This window comes from Stieleria bergensis (assembly GCA_007745635.1).
GTDB classification, from domain to species: domain Bacteria; phylum Planctomycetota; class Planctomycetia; order Pirellulales; family Pirellulaceae; genus Stieleria; species Stieleria bergensis.
Map to the genome: position 1 here is coordinate 2,219,006 of CP036272.1, position 26,252 is coordinate 2,245,257.

Genomic DNA, 26,252 nt, shown 5'->3' on the forward strand with positions numbered 1-26,252 from the left:
ACCAATCAAACTTTGCCACCAAACGCTAGATGAACAACTCGCAGCGACTCAACAGAAAGCATGGCGAATGCAGAACGCAGCGAACGCAAAACACAGCAAACGTAAACACAGCAAACGTAAACACAGCGAACGCAAAACACAGGTGTGTTAGGACGGATTCCTAGCCTACCGACAGTCCTCCGGGATGGATCACGACTGTTCAAATGAGGAAGGCGGCAACTTTGGATCGCCGGCAAGTCAGCCCCACCGATTTGCTCACACGGATCGTAACTTCCGAACATTTATTGTCATTATTAACGGCGTTGAATTGACTTCGATCGATGGATTGATCGGTCAATGAAACCAATGGCAATCAAAAAGGCCAACCATCATGGAAGATGGCTGGCCTTTTTTTGTTTCTCAAACCAAGGCTGCTGCGGATCGCAGGCAGCTTTGTTCATTCCATGGCGCTCAGTCGTTACTTGCTAAAGTCACCAGCGATTGCTTTGGCGGACTTGTTCCAGTGCAAGTGTTTCTTGATCGCGGCATTGACTTGATCAACGGTGGTTTCAGCAATCCGTTGCTCATGTTCGGCTGCAAACTTCATGGTGCGGCCGAGGAACAGTCCCTGCAGCAGTTCAGATGCCAAGGCTGCATCAGAGGTGCGACCGACGCGTTTTGCCTGCAGGTAAGCAGACTGAGCCTGTTCAAGCTCGGTCTGCTCGATGCCTTTGTCTCGGAACTTATCCATTTCTTCCTGGATCACCGAAATCAGCTTGTCTTTATTGTCTGGGTTGGTGATTGCGTACACGGTCCAGTCAACGCGTTTGTCTTTGGCGCGATTGCTAAGCGAGCTGCGAACGGTGTAGGAGAGTCCCTCTTGTTGACGCACTCGGTTGGCAAGTCGACTGCTTAAGCCACCGCCACCGAGAATGAAGTTCGCCAGTTCAAGCGGAGCAAACTCGGGGCTGCTATCAGAGAGCGACATTTCTTGCGAGGCAAAAAAGAAGGCGTTCTCTTTATCGGGGGTCTGAACGGATTCCAGTTTTCCCGCTTCGAGTCCATTGGCAGGGCGGTCAATACGCACATAGGGCGTGTCAGTGGTCCAGCCTTCTAGGGACGCGTTGATGGCGTCCATGACGGCCTGTTGATCGAAGTCACCCACAACGCTCAGTTCGCCAACTTGGCCAGAGAGCAGCTCGTCGTGCAGGGCCACGATCTGTTCTCGCGTTGCGCTTCGATACATCGCAATCTCTTCGTCCAGCGTTTGCACGTAACGAACATCATCGGAGCCATAAGGTGACAGTCGGCGGCGCACGTTGCGTGGGGCGAGCGCAGTTGGCTCGGTAGTGCTCTGTTGAATCTGCGTGATAATCTGTTCACGCAGGATCTCCAGTTCCTCGCTTTTGAACGCTGGCGTTCGCAGCACTTCGCCCAGCAGCTCGAGCACCTCCGCCAGATATTCTTTCTTGGTTTCCAGTGAAACCTGTAACACGCCTGGGAACGTTGAGACCTGCATCGTCGCACGCAGTCGCGTCAGTTCGTCTTTGAGTTGTTCGTAGCTCTTGTCTTCTGTGCCACGAGCCATCAAGATCCCCAGCAGTTCAACGGCTCCGAGTCGATTGATCATGGACTTTTGATCCCCGAACCGCAGTGTCATGGATAGCGAAACCGATTGTCCACGAGACTGTTTTGGCAGCATGGCAAATCGCAGGCCACTGGGAAGTTCACCGCGTTTGGTGCGCGCTTCAATCTTGATTGGATCGGGATCAAAAACTTCGCCGCTTTGAACGACTTGGCGACCCTTGTAGTCCTTGAGCATGGCTTGCAGGTTGGGCGTTTCGGGGATTTGCACCCGTTCTGCTTGGTCCGCAGGCAAGAACAGGCCAACGGTGCGGTTGTTGCGAACCAGGTACTTGATGGCGACGGCTTGGACTTGCTCGGCGGTCAATGCTTCGACCCAGTCACGATACAAGAAGTACAAACGCCAGTCGCCTTGAGCGGACCATTCGCTGAGCTGGATGGCCAATTGGTCCGTCTTGTTGGCTTGAAGCTCGCGTTGTTTGAGGATGTTCTGCTTGGCGCGCTCGACCTCTGCTTCGGTCACGGGCGTTGTCAGGAAAGACTGCTCTTGAACTTCGATCAGTTTGGCACGAGCGGATTCGATTGAGTTTCCGTTGGGGATTTCTGCAAAGCACATCAAGTTGCCCGGTTCCGCGTAAGCGAACGCAAACGATGAAACACTGCTGGCCAATTTGGTGGAGACCATGTCACGATACAGGCGACCACTGGGCTCGTTGCCCAAGATGCTAGAGAGCGCTTTGATGGCGGCAAACTCGGGGTGACCGCCAGCTGGCACGTGATAGGTCGTGCCCACGTACTGCACATCGCCGACGCGTCGTAAGGCAACCGTTCGCTCGCCGTCTTTCGGTGGCTCGACGGTGTACGTTGGATCGATCGGCGTTTCGGGTGATTCCAGTTTGCCAAACGATTCGGAGACAAGCTGAAGAGCCGTTTCGGAATCGAACTTGCCAGCGATGATCACCATCACGTTGTCGGGGCGATAGTACTTTTTGTAAAAGCGACGCAAGCTGACAACGGGCACGCGTTCGATGTCGCTGCGGTTACCAATGGTGGATTGTCCGTAGTTGTGCCAGTCGTACGCAATCGATTGCATTCGCTGCATCAGCACGCGAAAGGGCGAGTTCTCGCTGCGTTCAAATTCGTTACGCACAACCGTCATTTCACTTTCCAGGTCCTCGCCACGGATGAAGCTATTGATCAGACGGTCGGCTTCCAGATTGAGGGCGAACTTGAGGTTGTCTTCACTGGCTGGAAGTGTTTCGTAGTAGTTCGTTCGGTCAACCCAGGTTGTCCCATTAAAGGTTGCCCCGCGTTCTTGTAGCACTTTGGGGATCTTGGGGTGTTCTGGCGTGCCTTTAAACAGCATGTGTTCTAGCAGGTGTGCCATGCCGGCTTCGCCGTAGCCTTCATGGCGCGAGCCAACAAAGACAGTCATGTTCACCGTGACCACTTCTTTGCTGGGGTCGGGAAACAGCAGCACACGGGTGCCGTTTTCCAGTGCGTATTCCGAGATCCCTTCGACTTCAGTGATTTTCATGATTCCCTCAGGAGCCTGCTGGCCGGGTTTTGCCACGGCTTCTTGCTGTTGCTGGCTGGTCGTTGCTTGTGGTGGTTGGCGATTGTCTTGCCCCTGCGCTTCTCTGGTGGACCCTGATATCGAGACTTGAAAGATCAGAATTGAAGCGAGGGCGACGAGACGTATGCATCGATTCACTTTGTTGGCTCCGCGTGATTGACAGTGAAACAGCGTGATTGGGAGTTTGACTTGGGCAGGTTAACAATCCTGGCTCCCCGTCGCCAAACCCGGTGATGATTCCATTCTGCTGTCGCGAGGCAACAGCAAAGATTATTGTATCGGTTTGACCATGATGCAGTACCTGGGGCAATCGCAGAAGTGATGGCGTTCGACCTTCATCTGCGAGCCGTCTGTGCGAACGCGTTGCAGGTTGCCCCAGGAAGTTGCCTACATGGGGGCTACACTTCATTTCGCTGAGCGACTAGTTTGGCAATCGAAGTGTTGTTATTTGACGCAACACGGCAAGTTCGCTGTTTACGAGGCAGAGCGGTTAATGCCCGATTCGACCCATCATTCAGAACCCAGTCCTGATCCCACTGCAGATCAATGGATCGATGTCGCTGCGGTGGACGCGGTGCCAGAGGCAGGTGCGATCGAAGTCGTCGTGAAGGGGGAAGTGATTGCCTTGTTTCGTTGCGACGGTCAACTGTTTGCACTGGACGGATTGTGCGCCCATCAAGGTGGACCAGTCGCTCAGGGGACGTTGGGGAAGACCGACGGAGGCAATCCCTGCGTGACCTGTCCTTGGCACGGTTGGCAATATGAGTTGGAAACGGGCATTCAGACCATCAATCGCCAACCTTTGCAGCGAGTGTTTCCCGTCCGGCAACAGGGCGATCGAATCGAAGTACAATTGGTCTAGTTTTGTTGCTTGTCTCCGGATCGCGAATCGCCGGTTCGATCCCGTTTCCAGTCGGTCGCTCCACTGAATTCAGTTCGCGTTTGCTGCCAGAGCAAGCTCATTGTCCGCCATCAGCGAAAGAGAGCCTCGTCAGCGATGAGGCCTTGGGAAGTGTTTTCGATGAGATTAGCCCCGTTCACCCTCTTGTTCGCCAGCTTGGTTGCCATGATGTCGTTCTCTGCAGTTTCGCAGGGAGAGGATCAGCGGCCAAACATCCTGCTCATTCTTGCCGACGATTTGGGCTATTCGGACTTAGGTTGCTATGGCAGCGAGATCCAGACACCCACGCTGGATGCCTTGGCCGAATCCGGTGTGCGCTTTTCAGAATGCTACAACACAGGACGCTGCTGGCCGACCCGAGCCTCGCTCTTAACCGGCTATTATCCCCAGCAGGTGCGGCGTGATTTTTTGCCAGGCATTCCGACCGGCGGAGGGAATCGTGGCAAGCGACCCGCTTGGGCGAAACTGTTGCCACAGAGGTTAGGGGACGCAGGTTATCGCTGCTATCACAGTGGCAAGTGGCATCTCGATGGCGATCCTAAACAGCAAGGCTTTGACGAGAGTTGGACTGTCCAAGCCGGCAGGTACTTCCAGCCCAAGCCTGGAAAGGATGGCAAGCAAGGGCGGCCACTTGAATTTCGTGACGATTGGTATTTGACCAGCGCACTGGCCGATGATGCCATTGAGAATCTGCAGAACCACTTTCAGCAACACGCTGAACAGCCCTTCTTTCAGTACTTGGCTTACACCGCACCGCACTTTCCCTTGCAAGCTTTGCAGGCCGATATCGATCGTTATCAAGCTGTCTATCAACAGGGGTGGGATCAGCTTCGCAATCAGCGATTGGCAAAGATGAAACAGTTGGGGTTGCTGAACAAGGATCAACACTTCCCTGCTCTTTCGCAGGTTGAACCCGGACTCGGTGCACCTTACTTCTTTGCCGATGCGTATCAGATTTTGGGCCCAGGTGAAATGCGTTTTGCCAAGCCATGGAGCGCGCTTTCTGAGACACAGAAGCAATTTCAAGCTGAAAAGATGGCGATCCATGCGGCGATGATCGATCGCATGGACCGTTCAATTGGTCGAGTCATTGAACTGTTAAAGAAACGCGATCAGCTTGATAACACGCTGGTTGTGTTTCTCTCTGATAATGGAGCCAGTGCGGAGCTGATGGTTCGTGGAGACGGCCATGATGCCAAAGCGCCAATGGGGTCGGCGTTCAGCTATCTCTGCTTGGGACCAGGGTGGTCGACCGTTTGTAACTCACCCTTTCGACGACACAAAACGTGGACGCATGAAGGCGGGATCTCGACGCCAATGATTGTTTCCTGGCCAAAGTCAATCAAGGCTCGACGCGAACTTCTCGCTGGGCCTCAGCATGTGATTGACGTGCCAGTCACTTTGCTGGAACTGGCTGGTGTGACCGCGGATCCTGACGCTCCACCGACCCCCGGCCAGAGCTTCGCCAAACGCATCTTAGAACAGAACGAACCAACCGCTAGCGATCGAACGCTGTGGTGGTATCACGATGGACACCGGGCAATTCGAAAAGGTGACTGGAAGGCTGTGGCACCGTATGACGAGCCCTGGGAACTGTATCACGTGGCGGAGGATCGAGCCGAGACGCGGGACCTCGCGCTGAGCGAATTCGATCGGCTCAAGGTGCTGCGAGAGCTTTGGCAGGACGAAACAGACGCCATGATCGAATTGGCCAGCGCTGATCTAAACGCTGCTGAAAAAGCATCGGGCGCCAAGCAAACGGCGCACCGCAGCGGCAAAATGTGGGAGGCCCAGTTGGCCGCCAACACCAAGCGAAAGTCCGTGCTAATCAACGGGGAAACCTTTTTCGTTGAAGGACGCAAGGCGTTCTTGATGAAGCCCGATCAGCCCGCCCAAGGGAATCCATGGGTGTTCTACGCTCCGACCTTGCCCGGAATTCCGGACCGTCATGAATCCTGGATGCATCAGCAGTTTCTTGACGCTGGGCTTGCTGTTGCAGGCATTGATCTTGGCGAGGCCTACGGCAGTCCTCACAGCAGCAAGTACTTTGACGCTTTCTATCAGCACCTCCAAGACAAAGGCTATCACAAGCGTTGCGTGCTGCTGGGACGCAGTCGTGGTGGTTTGTGGATCAGCCGATTTGCGATTGATCATCCTGAACGCGTGCAAGCGATCGCAGGCATTTATCCAGTCTTTGATTACCGCAGTTATCCAGGTGTTGCTCGGGCTGGATTGGCGTATCGAGGGTTGGACTTCGAGGCGGCTCAGTTCACACCCGTGCTCACATTCCAGCCCGTCATCGACGCGTCCATTCCGGTGTTTCTGATTCACGGCGACGTGGACAAGGTGGTACCCTTGGAAGCCAATTCGCAGGCAATACTGAAAGCCTATCAGGCCGCCGGTAAAGGTGACTTGATTGAAATTGAAGTCCCCAAAGGCCAGGGGCATAATGTTTGGCCAGGCTTCTTTCGAAGTCAGAAACTCGTTGACTTTGTGATCGAGCACGCAGAGTAACCCACTAGCGTGAGAGACGGCTTTGTGGCCTCATCGCGCCTGGATGGTGCTCTTCACGTGACGCGTGGGAAGCACTGTCCCGGAAAAGTGACGCTGCCGATCAAAAGGGAGCGTGCGGGTACTTTTGCGCCAAGCTTGCTGGGTCGGTGATGCCGCGAATCGAATGCCCCACCAACGCTCCTGCGGCCCGTCCGTACACGCTGCCACCAGGCAGGAACCCAAGCGTCTGCGAACCCAAGGAGCCAAAGAAGTCAGGTTCTAGAATGCGCTCTGCTTCTGTGATCGCACCATGATTTCTTTGGCTGCGATAGTGTCGATACACTTCACGGTTGGCCAGACGTTCATGTGTAAGACCAATGATCGGGAACTCTTGGGTGACCGCGTAGTTGCCTGGTGTGTTTCGGCCGTGAACATCTTTGGCGTACGCTGCCTTTGCCATCGCGATGCTGGGAATATCCGAATACAAGTGAATGGAGTCGGTGAACGGATTGTACCAGTCTCCGCCAATCACTCGGCCCGGAATGACCGTGTAGCGAATGCAGTCATAAACGCCGAACGTGCAGCGCCATCCGGCGGAGATTTTTTTGTTGTGGATCAAACGCTTGAATTCACCAATCGGGTCGTACTGATTGCTACGAACCAATGTGGAATGCAAACCGTGGCGATGGAGATACTGCAGCACCTCTCGTTCTGTCGCAGGGCTGATCCGATGACAGTCGGCACGCTTGTCCCATAAGGCGATTTTGTTCGGGTAGCCAAGGATGTTGGCGCAACCATCGAACCAACCAATTGCCGAACCGCGACGCAGTTGGGAGCGATTGCCGGAGAATAAACTGTCGCATCCGCCATCATAGATGCTGTCGCAACTGTCATCAATCTGCACGGGCATCTGATCGCAATCACAGACGCCGACCGCTTGGTCGCAGCAGTCGCAACTGGGCAGCGATGAGTGTGAAGCCATTCGATGTCCATGAAAGGAATGGCAGCCTGTCATCAAGGCAACGCAGCACGCAGCGAGAAGAAACGCGGCTCGTTTGTAACCGTTGACCAACATCATGTTCATCCGTGAAACGATGGCAAAATAGGGGTAAGGGCTGCACGCTTAGCAGAGCGCAGTTCTGTGATGTGTGTTTAGCAGGCTGTGATGTGTGTTTAGCAGGCTGTGATGTGTGTTTAGCAGGCTGTGATGTGTGTTTAGCAGGCTGTGATGTGTGTTTAGCAGGCTATGATGTGTGTTTAGCAGGCAATGTGCATCGGTGCTGATCGTCCGCACTTGCCAGATAGGTGAGTGGTCTGGCAAGTCAATCGGAGAAGCCCGATCGAAGGTGCAAGGCATCACAGTGCCGAGTCCCTCACTATCGTCCATCGGCAATCTAGAGAGCGATTTTTACCTGAACAACGTAGTCTGTGAAAATCCGCAAGGGTTTCTTAGCCCGTGCATCCGGAACAGCTTAACAGTGCGTCTGAATCAGAGTCTCGATCGCCCCAATGGTCACCTTGGTTGTCACGAGAACGCCGGCGGACTCCGGTCGCGTTATTCCGTGGCGGGCGGCCAGCACTTGTCGCGCATGCATTAGAGAATGGGGCCCATCATTGCAAAAAGATTGTTGACTAACCGTTTTCGAATGGGCCAACGCAGCACTTGCTCCATGGTGACTCGATCGGAATCATTCAAATAGGTTTGCTGGCGATGTTCGATCGCAGTGGTGAGTTGGCGATCGATCAGCAAAACGTTGTTTTCGAAGTTCAGATCGAAACTGCGCCGATCCAGATTCGAAGACCCGACCAGGCTCACTCTGCTATCCATGGTGAGCGTCTTGGCATGCAGGAGTCCCGGGCGATATTCGAATAGATTCACGCCCGCTTCTAAGAGTTCCAGGTAATAGCTTCGACTCGCTGCGGCGACGAAGAACGAGTCGTTGCGGGCGGGAACAATCAGCGTTGTCTCGACACCTCGATTGGCTGTTGCACACAAGGCGGCCTGCAAGGATTCGTTGGGAACGTAATAGGGAGTGGTGATGGTCAGCGAGTTTCTGGCTGTGTGCAACAGGGATTCAAAGACTTCTGGCATCGCCGAGTAACGGCCAACGGGGCCAGTGGCAATCACCTGCGCGATCATGCCGTCTGATTGGACTTTGACCTGCTGGTTAAGGTAGCCGCAAATGTCTTCATCGATCTGGCACATCCAGTCCCGAACGAAGACGTTTTGATGTTGTTGAGTGATGGGGCCGGTGAAGCGAAACATCACATCGACCCAGGGAGCGTACTTGGGCTTAATTCGAAAGGCTTCGTCAGCAATGTTTTGACTGCCGCAGTAGCTGATCTGTCCGTCGATCACCACCAGTTTACGGTGGTTCCGTAAGTCGATGCGGCCAAACAGGACTTGCAGAAAGGGGTTGCCGATTGGCAATGCGACAGCAACCTTGACGCCCGCGTCTTGCATCGACTGCCAAATCGGTGAACGGGTCAGCAAACGCGAGCCAAGTCCGTCTGCCATGGCGCGACATTGGACGCCTCGTTTGGCTGCGCGTTCGAGCGCCTGAGCCAGACGCAAGCCACTTGCATCGTCAAGCCAAATGTAGAACTCAACATGCACGTGATCCTGTGCTTGGTCGATATCGATCACCATCGCGTCGATGGTGGCCGTTGAATCAGGCAGCAACTGAGCGGCGTTCCCCGAGACCGGCGAGAATTCACTGATCGCCCGGCCAATTTGAAACAGGTGTTGGTAACCATCTTCGATCACGGTCGTGTAGAGCGGCTGTTGTTGCATCGCAGGCAGTGCGGCAACGACCTTTTTAATGCGTGCTAATCGGCGGTCACCAATGTTGATGTCGCCAAGCAACAAGTATGCAATGACACCAATCCCAGGGCTGGCAAATAGCACCACCAGCCAAGCTAAACGCGAGACCGGATTGAGCTTGCGTTTCAGCAGCACGCGCATGATGAACGAGGCCTGGATCGCAATGCCGAGGGCAATCCCAGCTGCAAGAGACAGCTGCCAGAACAGGCTTAAATCAGCCAGGACAAATGGAGGGGAGATCATGGGCGTCTGTTAAAGGTTCTTTTGGGTTCAGCCACCAGCCCCGCGCATGACTCGAGACGAGTTCAGTTCAGGTGCAGAACGTTCGGGTGGAGTGGTTGTCACTCTGGATGAAATTCAGCGAATCTCCTCGCCAATCCGTTGTTAACTCAGTGTAGGTGCGCCGCAGTCGTGGCAGAAGACTGGTACGATTGTCAGTGAGAATGATGGTGTGAGTGTTTTCCACACCAGCAATTCTTCTTGTCCAAACTCCTTTTCAGCTTGTCTAAGCCGACTCCTACGGGGCTTGCATCCTAGCGTTAGCCCTCACTGCTTTGAACAGGTGTGCGTTCTGATCGATGTTGCGTTTCCCTCGCACCGAGATTGGATTCGTAGGGTGCGTAGATTCGTAGGGTGCGTGTTTGCGCGCACCAATTTTAGAGTTTGCAAACATTTCGGTGCGTCGGTGTTACCGAGCGAGAGCTAGCCCTCACTGTATACTATGCTGGCTCGCACTGTCTGAAGTCATGACTGGCCAGCGGTGATCGTTCGGCACTCGGTCCAGGGGCAACCGGTTAATGTTTGCTTGCACACGAGAGAATGGTTCGATGAGACATGCTCAGCGGTACATTGGAGAGCAAAAGTAGTGAGTATTCACGAAGAACCGGTCAGTGGTCGCACGGGCGACCGCAGCGTAGATGAGCCTGTTGGAAAACGTGATCAGGATCAGAGCAGCCATCCGGGGATGCGGATGGTCTCGCCGCAGGTCTCCGGCCAGAGGAAAACCGCCGCAACGCGCTCTCAAGGCGGCTCTCAAGGCGGCTCTCAAGGCGGCTCTCAAGGCGGCTCTCAAGGCGGCTCTCAAGGCGAAGCGGGAACCTTGCCAAGTGCGGATGTAGCCGTGTTGCATCCGGATGACACGGCCACTGGGCAGGCTGAGCTGGAGCATGAGTTCGAACTGCTCCCACGAGCCTTCTTTCATTACCAGCTGCAGCGTCTGCTGGCCCACGGTGGGACGTCCAAAATCTACGCCGCCATCGATGATCAGGATGGCCGGACCTGCGCGATCAAGATTTTGAATGTTGGCCCGGCGACTTCTTCAGACGCGATGCAGCGTTTCCGCCGTGAGGCGGCAGTGATTCGCTCTCTGAATCATCCCAACATCATTGAACTGATTGATTATGGAGTCAGCGAAGAGGCCGCTTATTTGGTGATGCCGCTGATGAGTGAGCGGTCGATTGCCGATGCGATTGACCTGCGCCAACAAGCACTTTCTGGTGATTTGCATCGCATCGAGTTTGACGCGGACGCGGACGATGAATCGAAAGCAACAGCCCATGTCGATAAACCGACAGCGCAGGAAGTTGTGTTCAAGGAAATCGCGGATGACCGAAGGATGGCCCGCCGACTTGCCGAGATTGCTGAGGCTTTGCATGAAGCACATCAAGTCGGGGTGCTGCATCGAGACGTCAAGTCATCCAACATCCTGGTCGATCAAGATGGACATTGGGTGCTGGCTGACTTTGGGCTCGCGTCGGCAACGGAGTCGCAAACGGTGGTCACGCGAACGGGCCAAATCATGGGCACGCCCCAGTACATGAGTCCCGAGCAAGCCGGTGGCATTGATCACAACTTGGACGCAAGAACAGACGTTTATTCCTTGGGTGCGACTTTATACGAATGCGCGACGCTCACGCGGCCTCGAAGTTCGGATACGATTCGGGCCTTGGTCGAGATCAGTTCAGGGAAGCTGGTGCGGCCTAAAAAGCACCGCAGAGATGTGCCGACTGATTTGGAGGCGATCATTTTAAAGGCGATGGCGTACGAACGCTCAGAACGCTATCAATCGGCTGCTGACATGGCTGCTGACCTCAATCGGTTTGCCGATGGCGAACGAACCTTGGCCCGGATTCCGACGCCGGTGACTAAGTTCTTTTCCTCGGTTTCGCGGCACCCTCGACGAAGCTTTGCCTTGGCGAATGCTATTTTCGCGGTCATGACATTGATCGTCGGTCTCCTGGTCATGGCCGTCATGGCGTACAAGAGCAACTTGCTGGAGATGAGCACGACGAAGTCGATCTTAGAACAACAGATTCGGGAAAACCAACTGCAGGCCTGGGAGCGGCTGCGTGAGAACTACCTGGCGGATATCGCCAGAGCGTTCGTTGACTTCAATAATGGCGATCAAGTTGGCGCTCGCAATGGCTTGCGGCGACATGGCGTCGACAACCCCTCGCATGTTTTCACTGGGGTTGAGTGGCGTCTGTTGGATCATCTTTCTCAGGTCCCCGAACAGCAGTTGTGCCACCAGCACAAAGGCAGTGCGTTTGAAGTTTGCTGCGTCCCAGAAACCGGTGAGATTTTCTCCAGTGGTGCTGACGGCAAGGTCTTGCGGTGGGATCCCGAAACCCAGCAAAGCCAGCTTGTCGTGCAAACGGATGGTAAGGGCGACGGGTTAGCCGTGCACGGGCCGAGTCGGTTGCTGGCCGTGAGTGCCAATTCAGATCAGGGCGGTGGCGCGTTCTGGATTGTGAACTATGAATCCGGTCAGATCATTCAACGCGTGGAGAACTTCGAAACCAGTGTTGAGTCAATTTTGTTCTCCGGTGATGGTCAGTCGTTGGTGGTCGCGACTCGCTACGACAAGGTTGAAACCTACAGTTCCAGCGGCGAACGACTTGCCTCCCTGCCCTGTAGTTCACGGAACGAGATTCTTGGTCTGTTGGATGGCGGCACCTCAGTTGGAGTCGTTTACCGAGATCCCAACGATGCCTTGCGTCGTCAGTGTTGGATGCGATTGAACATCAAAACTCTTGAAGAATTAGAGCGCCGGTATCACCATTCGAACCCTTCTTTGGCGACCTACTGTAATGAGACGGAGCGTTTGGTCGTCTCTGACCAAGATCAAGTTTCGATCTATTGCCCCAAAACTGAAAACTGGCACAACCTCCTGACGCATTCGTCTGGATTCAAACGCTGTGTCGAGTTTTCCCCTTTGGGGCAACGAGTTGCGGTCGGTGCAGATAGCGGTGATGTTTACGTTTGGGATTTACCGAAATCACTGATGAACCGCGCGCCAGCGATGGACTTTTGCGATGCGACGGTGTTCGCTGTTAGCAACTCACGCTGTTGCAGCCTGAAGTTCCTGGACGCTAATCGGATTGTCACCGCTGATCAAAAAGGGGACGTTAGGATCTGGAGTGTCTCATCTCGGACACAGCGCATCCGGCTTGATGAGGCCGAGATTGTTGACTTCAGCGTCGTGGATAGTCAAGCGAACAAGTTGCTGGTGTGGTGTGCTGATCAAACCTTACGTTGCATTGATCAACGCGGAAAAGTGCTCTTTGCGGTCGCGTTTCCAGACGGGTTTGTTCATGTTGAACACGTTCATTCCGCAGCCCAGAATCAGATTGCTTGTGTTTCAGATCGTGAGTTGCAGTTGCTTTCTGCTCAGGACGGAAGCGTGCAGGCAACGTACACGTGGGATGTCGATGAGGATTGTTTTGCACTGCAATATTCCTCCGATGGACAACGTTTGCAGCTCTTATTGACGAACCTGTTGATCGAACTTGATCCAGCGACTGGCGAAGAACTTCGGCGTCTCGTCTTGCCGCCGAGTCAGAAGCTCGGGGTGTTCTATACGGGACGCAATGAGTCTGGGTTGTTAATTGCCGCCAACGAGTATTGCCTGTTGGTTGACGCAGAACGGTTTGAAATCTCCGCGTACTCCAAGGTGCTGGGCAGTCAGTTGAGCGGCGCGGTTGCCGTTGCCAATGCAGGCGATCTGGTCGCCATCGGTCGTCGGGACGGGAGTGTATCGCTGGTCGAACTCGATCATTTTGAGAAGCAAGTGAACGACGGAGCGAGAGTCTATGGGCCTGCACGCAAGCCGAGATCGCTCCAGTTTCTGGCTGATGATCGAACCCTGGTGTGCTTGGCCAATGACACCTTGCAGTTTTGGGATCTGGTGACCGGACGCAGTACCGGAGTGCTGGAGTCATCTCGAGCCTACGGCAAGCTGTTTGTCGATCCCCAAGGGGAAGAGATCCTCTTTGGGCCGCTTGCTGGCGAACTGACCCGCCTGAATGTGGCTGGTCAATCAACAGTGGCGGCTGGATCAACCGAGCAGGAGTAGCGCTGCGGAAATCATAAGCGCCTTTTCACTTCTGTGCCTTTTCGTTGGCTGGGCGTGTGCCGGTGGCAGCGTCCTGCTCTGATCGAGCCGTTTGACTTTGATCGTTCATCGGGCACGATGAGAATGCCATGAGCAGCCACGTTGATTTCCGGTGCGTTACAAAAAAAGCCCGCATCGAGATCGATGCGGGCTTCGTTAGATTGGATTGATCGGGGAATGGATCAATACATGTCGTGGTCGCCACCGTGACCGCCGCTACCTTCTTTGGGTTTCTCAGCGATCAGTGCGTCGCTGGTTAGCAGTAGCGTTGCAACGCTGGCTGCGTTGCCCAGGGCGGTGCGTGTGACCTTGGTGGGGTCGATGACGCCGGCTTTGACCAGGTCTTCGTAGGTGTCGGTCAACGCGTTGTAGCCGGTGTTCCCCTTGGAGGCCAAGACGCGTTCGCAGACGATGCCACCATCTTGACCCGCGTTGGTGCTGATCATGTGCAGAGGAGCACGGCAGGCGCGAAGCACGATGTTGTAACCGATTTTCTCGTCATCGCTCAGTTCGTCAGCAGGCGATACATTGCCGCTGGCACGCAGCAGAGCCACGCCACCACCGGGAAGGATGCCTTCTTCGACGGCTGCACGCGTTGCGTGCAAGGCGTCTTCGACGCGAGCCTTCTTTTCTTTCATTTCGCTTTCGGTTGCTGCACCGACGTTGACTTTGGCAACACCGCCAGCCAGTTTGGCCAAGCGTTCTTCCAGCTTTTCGCGATCGTAGTCGCTGGTGCTGTTTTCGATTTCGCGGCGAATCTGGTCGATACGAGCTTTGATGTCGCTGCTCTTGCCAGCACCTTCGATGATCGTGGTGTTGTCTTTGTCGATGATGATCTTTTTGGCGCGACCGAGTTGAGGCAGGTCGACGCTTTCCAGCTTGATCCCCAAAGCTTCGAAGATAGCTTGACCGCCGGTCAGGATGGCGATGTCTTCCATCATGGCTTTACGGCGATCGCCGTAGCCAGGTGCTTTGACGGCACAAACGTTGAAGGTGCCACGCAGTCGGTTGATGACCAAGGTGGCCAGTGCTTCACCGTCGACGTCTTCAGCGATGATCAACAATGGCTTGCCTTGCTGAACAACCTTTTCCAGCATGGGGACCATGTCCTTGATGCTGCTGATTTTCTTTTCGAAGACCAAGATGTAAGCGTCTTCAAGGACGGCTTCCATGCTGGTGCTGTCGGTGACGAAGTAAGGTGACAAGTAGCCACGATCGAACTGCATCCCTTCGACCCATTCTTGCTCGGTGTTCAGGCTTTTGCCTTCATCAACGGTGATCACACCGTCTTTGCCCACCTTGCTCATCGCGTCAGCCAACAGTTCGCCGATCTCGCGGTCGTTGTTGCTGGCGATGGTGGCCACGTCGGCCATTGCACTTTGGTCTTTGACCTTGGTGGCCATCGAGTGCAGTTTTTCAGTCAGGTCATTGACAGCGGCTTCGATCCCAAGCTTCATTTGAATTGGGTTGACGCCGGCAACGACTGCTTTGAGGCCTTCGTTGAAGATGGCTTCTGCCATGACGGTTGCGGTGGTGGTTCCGTCACCAGCAACGTCGCTGGTCTGGCTAGCCACTTCGCGAACCATGCGAGCGCCCATGTTTTCATAGACGTCTTCCAGTTCGATTTCTTTCGCAACCGTGACACCGTCTTTGGTGACGGTCGGGCTGCCAAAGCTTTTCTGCAGAATCACGTTGCGGCCTTTCGGACCCAAGGTGACTTTGACTGCACGAGCCAATTTTGAGACGCCGCGTCGAATCGCTTCGCGGGCTTCTTGCTCAAATGCAATGATCTTTGCCATGGAGATGATTTACGGGGTTATGAGTTGTGGTTGTTGTTTTGAAAGTTGATGCACTGGCGCTGTTGATGCTGCCTGTGGACAGCGAACGTCATTGCAGCTCGATTAACCGAGAACTGCCAGAACGTCGTCTTCACGCATCAGCAGGTATTCCACGTTGTCGATTTCGACCGTTTCGCCGGCGTAGCTGCTGAACAGAACTTCGTCGCCAGCTGTCAGTTGGCTTTCGCTACGCGAGCCATCGTCCAACAGTTTCCCGGTGCCAACGGCAACGACGGTGCCGCGTGCTGGTTTTTCCTTGGCCGAATCAGGCAAAACAATGCCTCCAGCGGTGGTGGACTCGCTTTCCTGTCGCTGGACCACAATGCGTTCACCGATGGGTTGCAGACGAACGCTGGCCTTCTTTTTGGTGGCAGTCGCCATGGTTGCCGATACCTTCTAATTTGCGGGGAATGAAAATCGTTTTCAGGTGATGTTCAAGAGCAATCGCTGCCAATTCGACTCGGCGAATGGACCCGACCGCGAAATTTAGCCAGCCGGACAATCGCAAAGCGTTTGCGGCAGCAATGCTCTGAGTGGTTTAGTTGGGGCGACACATCGTTGATCACGCAGCTCTAGCCACGCCAACCTGACAGTCGCGAACTCGATCCTGACATTGAGCAAACGCCGTGCCATTTGAATTCATCTTTGGCGAATGAAAAACCAATCGCCGCTGCCAAAGCTGGGTTTCAGCATCTCTGAATGCTTTGAACTGGATCGAATCACGACCTCTGTCGCTAAGCCGCGACCACTCTGTCGGGGTGGTGTTCACCCGGCAGACGGTTCGGCCTAGACGGCGGTTGTCGCCCGTTCGAGCCAAATCTTTGCCGATTTTCCCCAATCACAAAAGGGGCCTAGAGGCTGATCGCGGGCAGTTGTTGGCAAGGAGTGGGTTCAGCAACCGATTTTTCTTGCCAAATCCGCTGAAACGAAACGATTTGTCGGCACACTCGCTGAATCGAAGTCCAGACCGGCCGGCAATCAATCGCGAAAACGTCTCCCCATGCCGCCGTTCGGCACCTTTGTTCTATCCTTAAACCTATCGTTAAGACAATCCTTCAACGGCGATCACAGCCAATTCGGCAATGCTTAAGACTTTTCGGTCCAATGTTTGCTCTGGAGTGTCCGAACAGTGCCTAGACTGCCATGTTTTCACTTGCGGGTGAGGCTCCCCGAACTGGGAGCCGCGAACTGGGAGCCGCGATGATCGCTGAGGCTGTCTTTCAATCGGGCTTGGGTTCGATCGGCGAGGCTGCCGCCAAGAGTTTCTCTCGTTGACTGAATCGAATGGTACGGTTGTTGGTTCGGTTTTCATGGCAGATTCAACCCGCGTGGCCTCTGACGGTCAGCAGCCACCGAGTTCGTTGGACTCAGCGAGCGTTTTGTAGCAAAACCATTGGATTTGAGTTGATGATATACCTAGACCCCGTCTACTTCCTGTTCATCTTGCCACCGTTGCTGTTGAGTTTTTTCGCACAGTGGCGCGTGAAAACAACGTTCCAGCAGATGTCTCAGGTCCCCGCCGGAATGACTGGTGCCGAAAGTGCTCGACGAATGCTTGACGCTGGCGGCTTGAGCCATGTGGAAATTGAGGCGGTTCAGGGGCATTTGAGCGATCATTATGATCCGCGTCATAAAGTGTTGCGACTCAGTCCGGAAGTCTACGGCGGTCGCTCAATGGCTGCCCTGGGAGTGGCTTGTCACGAAGCGGGGCACGCCTTTCAGGATGCTCGCTCGTACGCCCCCTTGGTCATTCGAAACATGGCCGTTCCGGCAGCAAATATCGGCAGTAACATCGGGGCGATGATGGCCTCGATCGGTTTGTTTCTGAGCTTTTCCGTTCCCAAAATCGGTAACCTGCTCCTGATCATTGGAATCGTGTTGTTCTCCGGCGTGGTCGTTTTTCAGTTGGTCAATTTGCCGGTTGAGTTTGATGCCAGCGCCCGCGCTCGACGGCATTTGGTGGAATACGGCTTGATCCGTGACAACGAAGAGCAGTACGTGGCCAAGGTCTTGAACGCGGCGGCATTAACCTACGTCGCGGCAACCTTGCAGGCGGTGATGACGCTTGCCTACTTCATCTTCCGCGCGATGAACAACCGAAATTAGAAGCCGCAATGAATTCGACCTACAGCTGACGCAGTCAGAAGGAACCAGGCCGAGTCGGCGGGATCGAAGCGAGCCACTAGACGGTTGGCTACAGTGGTGCAGTTTTTCATGGCGTGTGCTTTTTTGAGCGTGGTCAAGCGATTGTCAAGCGATCAGCAAGGCAACTCAGCACGGGCAGGCCACGCGTTTCCGCTGTACTCTCTCTCTTCGTGGTTCTGATGATGTCAATCCCTTCACAGGTTTGGGTTCGCTTGGTTTGTGGGTTGTGCTTGTCGGCAATGGCTGTCCCTATTTCTGCTGCCGATTGGACGCAGTGGAGAGGTCCAGGGCGGACGGCCACGGTCGAATCCGGCAGTCTGCCAAGCAAGCTCGAGGGCGGCGTCGAACTGGCTTGGGAAAAGCCGCTCGGCCCCAGTTACAGTGGACCGATCGTGTTCGATGGCATGATTTACACCACCGAAACAGTGGACCGAAAAAACGAGCGAGTGACCGCATTTGACCTGTCAGACGGTTCGGTGGCCTGGACGGCGGAGTGGCCGGGGGCGATGGCCGTGCCTTTCTTCGCCGCCAGCAACGGGGACTGGATTCGCGCCACACCGGCGGTAAGCAAGGACGGCTTGGTGGTTGCAGGTATGCGGGACCGCGTGGTTTGCTTGGACCCCAAAACGGGAGCTGAAAAATGGGTCTTTGATCCCAACGGATCCCTGAAAACGCCTTTGCCAATGTTTGGCTGCTCGTGCTCGCCATTGATCGATGGTGATGCGGTCTACATGCAAACCGGCGGTTGCACTGTCCGGTTGAATCTGAAAGATGGTGAGGTGGTTTGGAAGACACTCGATAACTCCAAAAGCGGTTCACCCGGAGCGTTTGCCAGTCCTGCGGTTGCGGAACTGCAAGGCAAGCGACAATTGCTTGTCCAAACTCGCTTGGAACTCTGCGGTGTCGACATGGAGACCGGTGCCGAGTTGTGGAAGCAACCCATCCAATCCTTCCGCGGCATGAACATTCTGACTCCGACGGTGATCGGCAATCGAATCTTCAACACCGCTCACAGTGGAGCCGCTCAGTTGTTTGAAATCAAGGAAAGCCAAGGTGAGTGGGGAGTCACTGAGAAGTGGAACCACAACGTACAAGGTTACATGTCGTCTCCCGTTGTCATCGGTGATCGCATCTTCGTTCACCTTAAGAACCAGCGTTTGGTTGCACTGGACGCAGCCACTGGAGAGACAAGTTTCTCGACCGCGCCGATTGGCAAGTATGCCAGCATGATCACCGACGGCAAGGATCTGCTCATGCTTACCAATGACGGAGACCTGATGCTGATCGATGGGGCAACCACCGATGGCAAGCCAAAAGACGAACTGAAAGTTGCCAATGACTCTTGGGCGCACCTTGGCATCGTTGATGACTATCTGTTGGTCCGTGACTTGGAAGCGTTGAAGGTCTTCAAGATCAATCGCTAGTCCGTCTCTGGGCACCTGCCCAGTTCTGCCTGAGCAAGCGTTGACCGGGGAACGGTGACGCACGGTTATCGCCCGCAGGAACCCTGCGAGCGTTAAAGGGACTGGGCGTGCACGAGCGTTGGGACTATCAGTGTGTTGCGGGGGTTGGTAAATTGCATTGCCAATACCCGTTACTCCGTTTCGACAGGTCTCTCGATGCCGCTGGGAATTGATCCGAAGGTCGACTTCGCCTTCAAGATGGTGATCGGAAACCCGAAGCACACCAATGTCACGATTCACTTTCTTAATGCGACGCTGCAGTTGCGTGAACCGATCGAGTGGGTTGAGATTCTCAACCCGATCCAGAACAAAGACCGCAGCGAAGACAAACTGAGCATCTTGGATGTGTTGGCGCGAGATCGGAGTGGCCGACATTACAACATCGAAATGCAGACAACGCGGCCACTGGACTTGGCAGAGCGTCTAACGTATTTCAACTGCGTGAATTATGTTCGTCAGATCGATGCGGGTTCGCCGTACTTGGACCTGCAGCCAGCGATCAGCATCTGTGTGCTCGATAGCGTGATGTTCCCCCAAGTGGATCCGTATCACCTGAGTTTTCGGCTTCGATCTGATCAATTGGATCTTATCTTGACCAATGATTTGCAATTCCATCTGTTAGAGTTGCCAAAGTTCTCCCCCGGAAGCGATACTATTGGTGAGCTTCCTCCCCTGGAGCGTTGGCTCTACTTCCTTCAGCACGCAGAGGACTTGGAAGCAAATGAGCTTTCAGAATCCTTGGTTGAAGCCGAGTACCGTGAAGCCACTGAGGTCCTTACCATGATATCCCGCAGTCCCGACGACAGAAGATTCTACGAGTCCCGCCAGAAGTTCCTGCGCGACGAACAGGCAAGGTTATTGCAGGCTCGAAAAGAAGGACGCGAGGAAGGACGCGAGGAAGGGCTTGTCGCTGGTAAGATTCAAATCCTTCAACAGTTGCTTGGTGTTCCAGAGTGCTCGCTGGCGGAGTTGACCCAGTTTGGTGAAGACACGCTCGCGTCGATGCTATTGGAACTGCAACAGAAAATGCGCTCGCGCAACGTCTAGCGATCAGTGCCAGCGATCAGCTTTCGGTGTGGCGATGATTTCTCAAGTGCAAAGCGAACCGCGTCACCTTTGATCGGCCAGCCACTTGCCACGTACTTTCTGTGCCCCATTTGCATTCGCCACTTCGAGGCTGGGGATCAGGTGGTATGCGCTCGATAGTGGGTGGGCTTGTGTTTAGGTGGTTTCCTGAGCACTTAACCGGTTGTAGCCCAGGCAATACATTAGGGCTTGGTCGAGCTCTGCAAAGCGAAACTCATAGTTCGTGTTCAGCAAGACGGTGGGGCGGACGCGGCAACTGGCAAGCAGCAGGTAATCTGCCATCTCGCCAAGTGCCAGTCGGAGACCGAACGCGGGGGCGGGGAGCAGGGCTGGGATTCCTATCGTCTTGCCCAGCACATTGGCAAAATCTTTTTGGCGGATTGGATTCGGTGAAACCAGGTTCACTGGGCCTTGAACGTCTTCATTCATCATGGCGTGGTAGGTCGCACCCAGCACGTCGTCCAATGCGATCCAGCTCCACCACTGTTTGCCACCCCCCAAAGCCCCGCCGGCTAGTTTGGCGGGCAGTCGCATTTTGGAAAGCGCACCACCGCGTGGGTCCAGCACGATTCCCAGTCGCAAGTTGACGACTCGAATCCCGGCCTCTGCGGCGCTCCTGCACGCGGCTTCCCACTGAACGGCGACGTCGGACAAGAAGTCGTCTCCCGGGACGCTGTCCTCGGTGAATTCTTCGTCGGCATGATGCCCGTACACGCCGGAGGCCGAAGCGCACAGCAGTGCGGATGGTGGTTGCTGGAGTTTAGCTAAGCGGTCAGCAAGTTGCTTCGTCAAGTCAACTCGGCTCTCTCGAATCGCCGCCTTCACGCTTGGCGACCACCGCGTGTCTGCAATGGATTTTCCTGCTAAGTGAATGACGGCGTCGATGCCGTTAAGGCGTTGAGCTTGCTGCTCGCTTTGCCATGGGTTGACTTCGTCTGTCGAGCCATCGGCGACCGGCGTGCGTTTGATGGCGATCACTTCATGCCCAAGCAGTCGCAGCATCGCACAAAGGTTGCGGCCCACCAATCCGGTGCTCCCGCTGATCGCGACGCGAAGCTTTTTCTCCGTTCCCCATCGCTCCAATAGCTGCAAGTCGTCAGCGGTGACACGGTGGCGGTAGGCGAAAGTGGTCTGTAGTTCTGTGTTGATCAACCGGTTGGATAGCAAGGAGCCAAGTTTTCCCAGTGGCGCTTGATAGCTGATGTCGTCGATCAGCAGGCTTTTGTCGCCTCGAGCTTCGAAGCGATGGTCGTGTTGCCAGTGCGAAAATGGGCCCGATTGCTGGATGTCTTGGAAGTGATGTGGGCGTTCCAGTCGCGTGTGGCGAGCGACCCATTTTGGTCTCAGTGGGCCCATGTGCACCCGCATGGTGACTTGGCTATCTGGCTGTAGTGAGCGATCGTTGTGCTCGACCGTCACGGTCTTCCAGGGTGGGATCAGGCGTTCAAAGGCGCCCGGGCGATCGTGATAGGCAAAGGCCTGTTCGATGGGAACGGGCATTGTCGAAACCGCGACATATCGTTTCACTGTGATTCTCGGTGAGTGGAAGAACCCGACTTCAAGCGGGCTGTCAGCGGTAGGAGTCGCTGTGGTCGCGCTCGCTCGACGGATCGCCTGATGTTGGACTATAGCTCAATTGGCAAGACGGCGGAGGTGGTCGTGAAGTCGGTGGCCGGCGGGTAAGTCGCATTGCCGTCTGGGCTCGTCCGCGAACCACAGGACAGGCGAGTCCGCTGAGTGTCAGTCAACTGATTGAATCACGCTGATTTCATCCCGTGTCTTTGGGGGCGGACGGACCAGGCTGATCTTGTTGTTCAGCGTTCAGAGTGATAGAACCGGGCTGCACGCTAGGCCGAATTTCAAGGCGAAGCATGTCTTGTTAAGCAAGAGTCTGCTTGCCGAATTTGAACGCAATGACTGATCGGGGCATCCATGAATCGTTACAGAAGCTGGGGCCTGTTGTTGGCCGGGTTTGCCTGCTCTGTCTGCTGGCAGGCCTCGTTGTCAGCCCAGCAAAGCTCGTTCATAAAAATGCCGACGCGAAAGTTTCGCACGCCTGATGAAATGTTGCTCTTTGTGCCTTCTAGGTTCCCAGAGGGTGACTGGCAGACCGACCAAATCACGTTCCAAGACGTGTTCTTCCAGGCTGCTGACGGAACAAAGTTGCATGGCTGGTACTGCCCTTGCGATCAACCGCGGGCGACAATCTTGCTCTCGCATGGCAATGCAGGCAATGTGGCGTTTCGAACCCGTTGGCTGCGGATCTTGCAAACGAGGCTCAAAGTCAGTGTGCTGATCTATGACTATCGAGGTTATGGTCGCAGTGAGGGCAAACCGACCATTCCCGGTGCGATCCAGGATGGTCAGGCAGCCCGAAAGAAACTTGCCGAATTGTCCGGGCGACCGCTCAATGAAATCGTGTTGATGGGGGAGTCGTTGGGGGGCGCGATTTCGGTGCAGCTCGCTGCCGAGTCGCCGCCGAAGGCGTTGGTTCTGCAGAGCACATTCACCTCCTTTCACGATGTAGCCAAGGTGCATGCATCCAAGCTCGCTTGGATGGTTCCTAAAAGCCGGCTCAACTCGATCGAGGCCCTCAAGCAAGTCCAGGCACCGCTGCTGATCAGTCATGGGACGGTTGATACGGTGATCCCATTAACGCATGGCCAGGCTCTCTATCGTGCAGCCGAAGAGCCCAAAGAGTTTGTTTCTATTGAAGCGGTTGGGCACAATGACTGGATTCGCGACGAGTACATCGAGTCATTGTCACGTTTTCTCGATGGCTTGGACAAGTAGTTCCAGCCTGAGGGCCTTGGCCGCATCGATTTGCGTCGGTCGCGGTGAGCGATAAGGGGAGAGCTTGCGTCGGCCAGTTTCAGGTGCTGTCGCTTGCAGTGCTGTCGCTTGCAGTGCAGTCGCTTGCTGTGCAGGCGCTTGCTGTGCAGGCGCTTGCTGTGCAGGCGCTTGCTGTGCAGGCGCTTGCTGTGCAGGCGCTTGCTGTGCAGGCGCTTGCTGTGCAGGCGCTTGCTGTGCAGGCGCTTGCTGTGCAGGCATAAAAAAAGCGGCCATCCACTGATGGCCGCAAGACGCCGTGCGGTTTGTTGTAAGTGACCGCGCGGCTAGATTGCTAGATCAAGATCACCCAGTGCTGCGTCGTCCACCATGGTTCGCAATTTGTCCATCGCACGACGCTCGAGTTGACGGACACGCTCTTTTGAGACACCGAGTCGCTGTGCGAGGTATTGCAGCGTGTAAACCTTGCGGTGTGGCCCCAGCGAAAAGCGGGTGCGAATGATGAATCGTTCGCGACGGTCGAGCAAGCTAAGCATGCGGTTGAGTCGGCTACGCAGTTCATGCCAACGCTTTTCGCTAATCGCCGATTCGCGAGTCTCTTCAGTGACATCCAGATCCATGTCTTGAAAACCACCGATCGTCTTTTGTCGCTCTTGTTGCTGGGTGACAACGGTTCGGTAGGCGTTGCGGCGAATCACCTGTGTTGCATACGTGCTGAATCGGAACCCGCGATCAAAGTCAAATTTCTCGACCGCGCGAATCAGGGCCACAATCCCGTCGCTGAGCAGTTCTTCGAACGTGTGGTTGGGATTCACGAATTTTTTAACAATCGAGAAAACCAGACGCAGGTTGGCTTCGACCAACCGGTCGCGATGCCACTCAGCCATTGCGATGAGCTGGTCGATCACCTCCAGTCGGACGCGTGAGGGCCGCGAGGGGTTGAGTTGTCGGCGGTGCGCTTCGGCTTGCTGGAGCAGGTAATTCATCCGCTGGAACAGCATGCGCTCCTGGTCGGGAGTCAGCAGAGTGGTTTGACACATCCGGCCGAAGTGAATGGGCATGTCGGCCACGCTCTTGGGCACTCGCGATTTGCTGCCCTTTGCGGATCCTTGCAGATCCAAGGGCGTGCTGAAGATCTCTTTACCAGCCGACGGATTGTTGTGAGCGGGGTGAGAGATGAAGGCTGTTTCGCGGCGCAGGAACTGCTTCGTCAGGCGGACCAGTTCTGAGCGATCACAGTCTACTGACACGCTGCTGCGATTCTGTGCGAACCGAAGCGCCTCTTCCAGTTCAGCAGAGGACATCCAACGCGGGCGGCGTGGGGGCAACACAACCGGGCTGCGCTCACGGGTGGAGACTTGTGAGTTGGAAGGGCGATTGCGACCGGCATCGTTCATCGGGGGGACCTGTTTCGGCTCGGAGTGACTTTCAGAAACGTTCAAAACGTTCTTTTTCTAATGTAATGTTTTGTTCGAGCCGGATCATCCATTGGATGTAATAAAATGGTTTTGTTTTGGGAGAAAGTTTTTAAGGCTGTTTTTATGCAGTTTTCGATGGGGCGAATGGGGTTTGCGGCCGGTGGATGTTTTACCAATGGGTGAACGTTTTTGGTTCTGAGGCGGGCTTGAAAACGTGCATATCGGCACGCTAGAATGGTTTTTCATGATTGACGCCCGGAAAATGGTCTCTGGGCATGGTTTTTCCAGTGGCGTGGCTGGTTTTCAGCCGACCCTTCACGCTTTGACTTTCCGGCCGATGTTCTGCAGGTTGTTGAAGAATTGCAAATCAGGAACAGGGGGCGTGTGCTGAGTCGCCTAGCCGACAAGCGGTCGTTGTGGCGCAGTATTAGGCAAATGCTCGTTTGAGGACGGATTCCGCCATGCGGTGACGGGTTAGAAGCTTGCCAAGGTTGCAAGATATACAGAGGTGTTGGGCTTCTCAGCGACCGGGCGGATGTTCTGGACCTGGGAGAAGTCGGTGGGGGGGGCGTCTCGGCGGCCTAAGCCACAGGGGTGTCGTGTGTTTGCAAGCAGACAGTTCCGGAATGATGTCTTATTCAGTTCAGGCACCAGTCGATGCTGTGGTTCGATAACGGTTGGTAGGATTTTGTGAGTTCGAGTTCAAAACAGTTCTCTCCGAAGCAGATTGCCGAATCACTGCAGGTCAGTGAGTCGTCGGTCAAGCGATGGTGCGACCGTGGCATGATTCCGACCGTGCGCACTCTTGGAGGCCATCGGAGGATCACTCTGGACGGCCTGCGGCACTTCTTGCGAGAAACCAAGCGGTCGTTGGTTGCGCCTGAGACTTTGGGGCTTGATTCGTCCTTGTTGCAATTGGTGTCGGCACCGACAGGGCCGCGGCCGGTACAGATCGCCGGTCGGGGGCATGAACCGGTTCAGGCCGAATTTAGGTCGTCTTTAGCCGAGGGTAATGAAGAGCGGTGCCTTGAGATCTTGAATCAAAGGGTTGCACAAGGTTTTACTCGCGCGGAGGCTTGTGAGGACTTGATCAGTGAGGCCATGCATGCACTTGGCGATGCTTGGGATTGCGGGCAATTAGACGTTTATCAAGAACGTCGTAGTTGCACGATCTGCACGCGCTTGATCCATGGTCTCAGAAGCCAAGTAGGGGCCCCAGGTGATGATGCACCGATTGCGATCGGTGCTGCTCCGGCGGGCGATCCGTACCAATTGCCTTCCTCGCTGGTAGAGCTCGCGTTTCGTGAGTTAGGCTGGCATGCGGTCAATTTGGGAAATGATTTGCCGCTCGAATCGTTAATGCAAGCTGCGGTCGATTATCAGCCCAAGGTTGTTTGGCTAAGTGTTTCGGCGGTGTCCGACCAAGAGCAGTTGGTTCGTGATCAAAACCGGTTAGCGGATTCATTGACCCCCGGTGTTTCGATGATCGTTGGTGGTCGGGGATTAGCAGAGCAGCTCCGCCCGCGACTGCGTTATACGGCACACCTCGACAGCTTGCGGCACTTGGTCGAGCTGGCTTCGGTGCTGTATTCGAAGTAGCTGGCAATGAATGCTAGCAAAGCCGCCGTTGCTCCATGACGGCAATTCTTCCGCGGCCTGTTTAAATTGCCGCAGTTTTGTGGTTCGACGCCAAGCCTTCTTGTAATAATATTTTTGCTTGGTTCAATATCATTAAAGTCATCAGCGTTGACACATGCAGCTA

Annotated in this window: 16 protein-coding genes; 8 read left to right on the top strand and 8 right to left on the bottom strand. The window is 55.0% G+C overall.

The features are described from left to right. Window positions 1-457 precede the first annotated feature (457 nt). Window positions 458-3,277, bottom strand: coding sequence for a M16 family metallopeptidase (locus SV7mr_RS07475; RefSeq protein WP_473163679.1), 2,820 nt, complete (start codon window positions 3,275-3,277; stop codon window positions 458-460). A 355-nt stretch (window positions 3,278-3,632) separates the two neighbouring features. Between SV7mr_RS07475 and SV7mr_RS07480 the strand changes: the two genes are divergently transcribed. Both SV7mr_RS07480 and SV7mr_RS07485 read left to right on the top strand, forming a co-directional pair. Then, a complete protein-coding gene (locus SV7mr_RS07480) occupies window positions 3,633-4,001 on the top strand; it encodes a Rieske (2Fe-2S) protein (RefSeq protein WP_145270668.1) in 369 nt (122 codons plus the stop codon). Between the two features lie 159 nt (window positions 4,002-4,160). Further along, window positions 4,161-6,554, top strand: a complete 2,394-nt coding sequence (locus tag SV7mr_RS07485; protein WP_419188224.1) for a sulfatase-like hydrolase/transferase — start codon at window positions 4,161-4,163, stop codon at window positions 6,552-6,554. Between the two features lie 100 nt (window positions 6,555-6,654). Here the strand turns inward: SV7mr_RS07485 and SV7mr_RS07490 are convergent, their stop codons facing one another. Both SV7mr_RS07490 and cls read right to left on the bottom strand, forming a co-directional pair. After that, complete coding sequence (locus tag SV7mr_RS07490) at window positions 6,655-7,515, bottom strand: hypothetical protein (RefSeq protein ID WP_145270672.1); 861 nt, start codon at window positions 7,513-7,515, stop codon at window positions 6,655-6,657. A gap of 612 nt (window positions 7,516-8,127) precedes the next feature. After that, the gene (gene cls / locus SV7mr_RS07500; RefSeq protein ID WP_419188225.1) at window positions 8,128-9,600 is read right to left on the bottom strand and encodes a cardiolipin synthase; all 1,473 of its coding nucleotides are present in this window, start codon (window positions 9,598-9,600) and stop codon (window positions 8,128-8,130) included. Window positions 9,601-10,222: 622 nt separating this feature from the next. Between cls and SV7mr_RS07505 the strand changes: the two genes are divergently transcribed. Further along, on the top strand, window positions 10,223-13,711 hold the full coding sequence (locus SV7mr_RS07505; protein ID WP_145270674.1) for a WD40 repeat domain-containing serine/threonine protein kinase: 3,489 nt from the start codon (window positions 10,223-10,225) through the stop codon (window positions 13,709-13,711). Between the two features lie 221 nt (window positions 13,712-13,932). Here SV7mr_RS07505 and groL read toward each other — a convergent pair whose 3' ends face one another. Both groL and SV7mr_RS07515 read right to left on the bottom strand, forming a co-directional pair. Continuing rightward, on the bottom strand, window positions 13,933-15,549 hold the full coding sequence (gene groL / locus SV7mr_RS07510; RefSeq protein ID WP_145270676.1) for a chaperonin GroEL: 1,617 nt from the start codon (window positions 15,547-15,549) through the stop codon (window positions 13,933-13,935). Window positions 15,550-15,651: 102 nt separating this feature from the next. Beyond that, complete coding sequence (locus SV7mr_RS07515) at window positions 15,652-15,969, bottom strand: co-chaperone GroES (RefSeq protein ID WP_145270678.1); 318 nt, start codon at window positions 15,967-15,969, stop codon at window positions 15,652-15,654. 1,026 nt (window positions 15,970-16,995) lie between these two features. Here SV7mr_RS07515 and SV7mr_RS07520 point away from each other — a divergent pair. From SV7mr_RS07520 to SV7mr_RS07530, 3 genes are all read left to right on the top strand, one after another. Beyond that, window positions 16,996-17,694 (top strand): zinc metallopeptidase, encoded by a 699-nt coding sequence (locus SV7mr_RS07520; RefSeq protein ID WP_145270680.1) that lies wholly within the window; start codon window positions 16,996-16,998, stop codon window positions 17,692-17,694. A 218-nt stretch (window positions 17,695-17,912) separates the two neighbouring features. Then, the gene (locus SV7mr_RS07525) at window positions 17,913-19,157 is read left to right on the top strand and encodes a PQQ-binding-like beta-propeller repeat protein (RefSeq protein WP_145270682.1); all 1,245 of its coding nucleotides are present in this window, start codon (window positions 17,913-17,915) and stop codon (window positions 19,155-19,157) included. A gap of 195 nt (window positions 19,158-19,352) precedes the next feature. Beyond that, the gene (locus SV7mr_RS07530; protein ID WP_145270684.1) at window positions 19,353-20,243 is read left to right on the top strand and encodes an Rpn family recombination-promoting nuclease/putative transposase; all 891 of its coding nucleotides are present in this window, start codon (window positions 19,353-19,355) and stop codon (window positions 20,241-20,243) included. Between the two features lie 174 nt (window positions 20,244-20,417). On the opposite strand, the gene SV7mr_RS07535 is transcribed toward SV7mr_RS07530, so the two are convergent. Beyond that, window positions 20,418-21,809 (bottom strand): TIGR01777 family oxidoreductase, encoded by a 1,392-nt coding sequence (locus SV7mr_RS07535; RefSeq protein ID WP_419188226.1) that lies wholly within the window; start codon window positions 21,807-21,809, stop codon window positions 20,418-20,420. Between the two features lie 405 nt (window positions 21,810-22,214). On the opposite strand from SV7mr_RS07535, the gene SV7mr_RS07540 reads away from it, so the two are divergent. Further along, on the top strand, window positions 22,215-23,075 hold the full coding sequence (locus tag SV7mr_RS07540) for an alpha/beta hydrolase (protein WP_145270686.1): 861 nt from the start codon (window positions 22,215-22,217) through the stop codon (window positions 23,073-23,075). A 79-nt stretch (window positions 23,076-23,154) separates the two neighbouring features. Here SV7mr_RS07540 and SV7mr_RS07545 read toward each other — a convergent pair whose 3' ends face one another. Together SV7mr_RS07545 and SV7mr_RS07550 are read right to left on the bottom strand one after the other, a co-directional pair. Next, window positions 23,155-23,352 carry a Cys-every-fifth RiPP peptide CefA gene (locus tag SV7mr_RS07545; protein WP_419188227.1) on the bottom strand — a complete coding sequence of 66 codons (198 nt, stop codon included), beginning with the start codon at window positions 23,350-23,352 and terminating at the stop codon, window positions 23,155-23,157. Between the two features lie 46 nt (window positions 23,353-23,398). After that, complete coding sequence (locus SV7mr_RS07550) at window positions 23,399-24,469, bottom strand: sigma-70 family RNA polymerase sigma factor (RefSeq protein ID WP_145270688.1); 1,071 nt, start codon at window positions 24,467-24,469, stop codon at window positions 23,399-23,401. Between the two features lie 711 nt (window positions 24,470-25,180). On the opposite strand from SV7mr_RS07550, the gene SV7mr_RS07555 reads away from it, so the two are divergent. Continuing rightward, complete coding sequence (locus SV7mr_RS07555; RefSeq protein WP_145270690.1) at window positions 25,181-26,089, top strand: B12-binding domain-containing protein; 909 nt, start codon at window positions 25,181-25,183, stop codon at window positions 26,087-26,089. The last annotated feature ends 163 nt before the right edge of the window (window positions 26,090-26,252 follow it).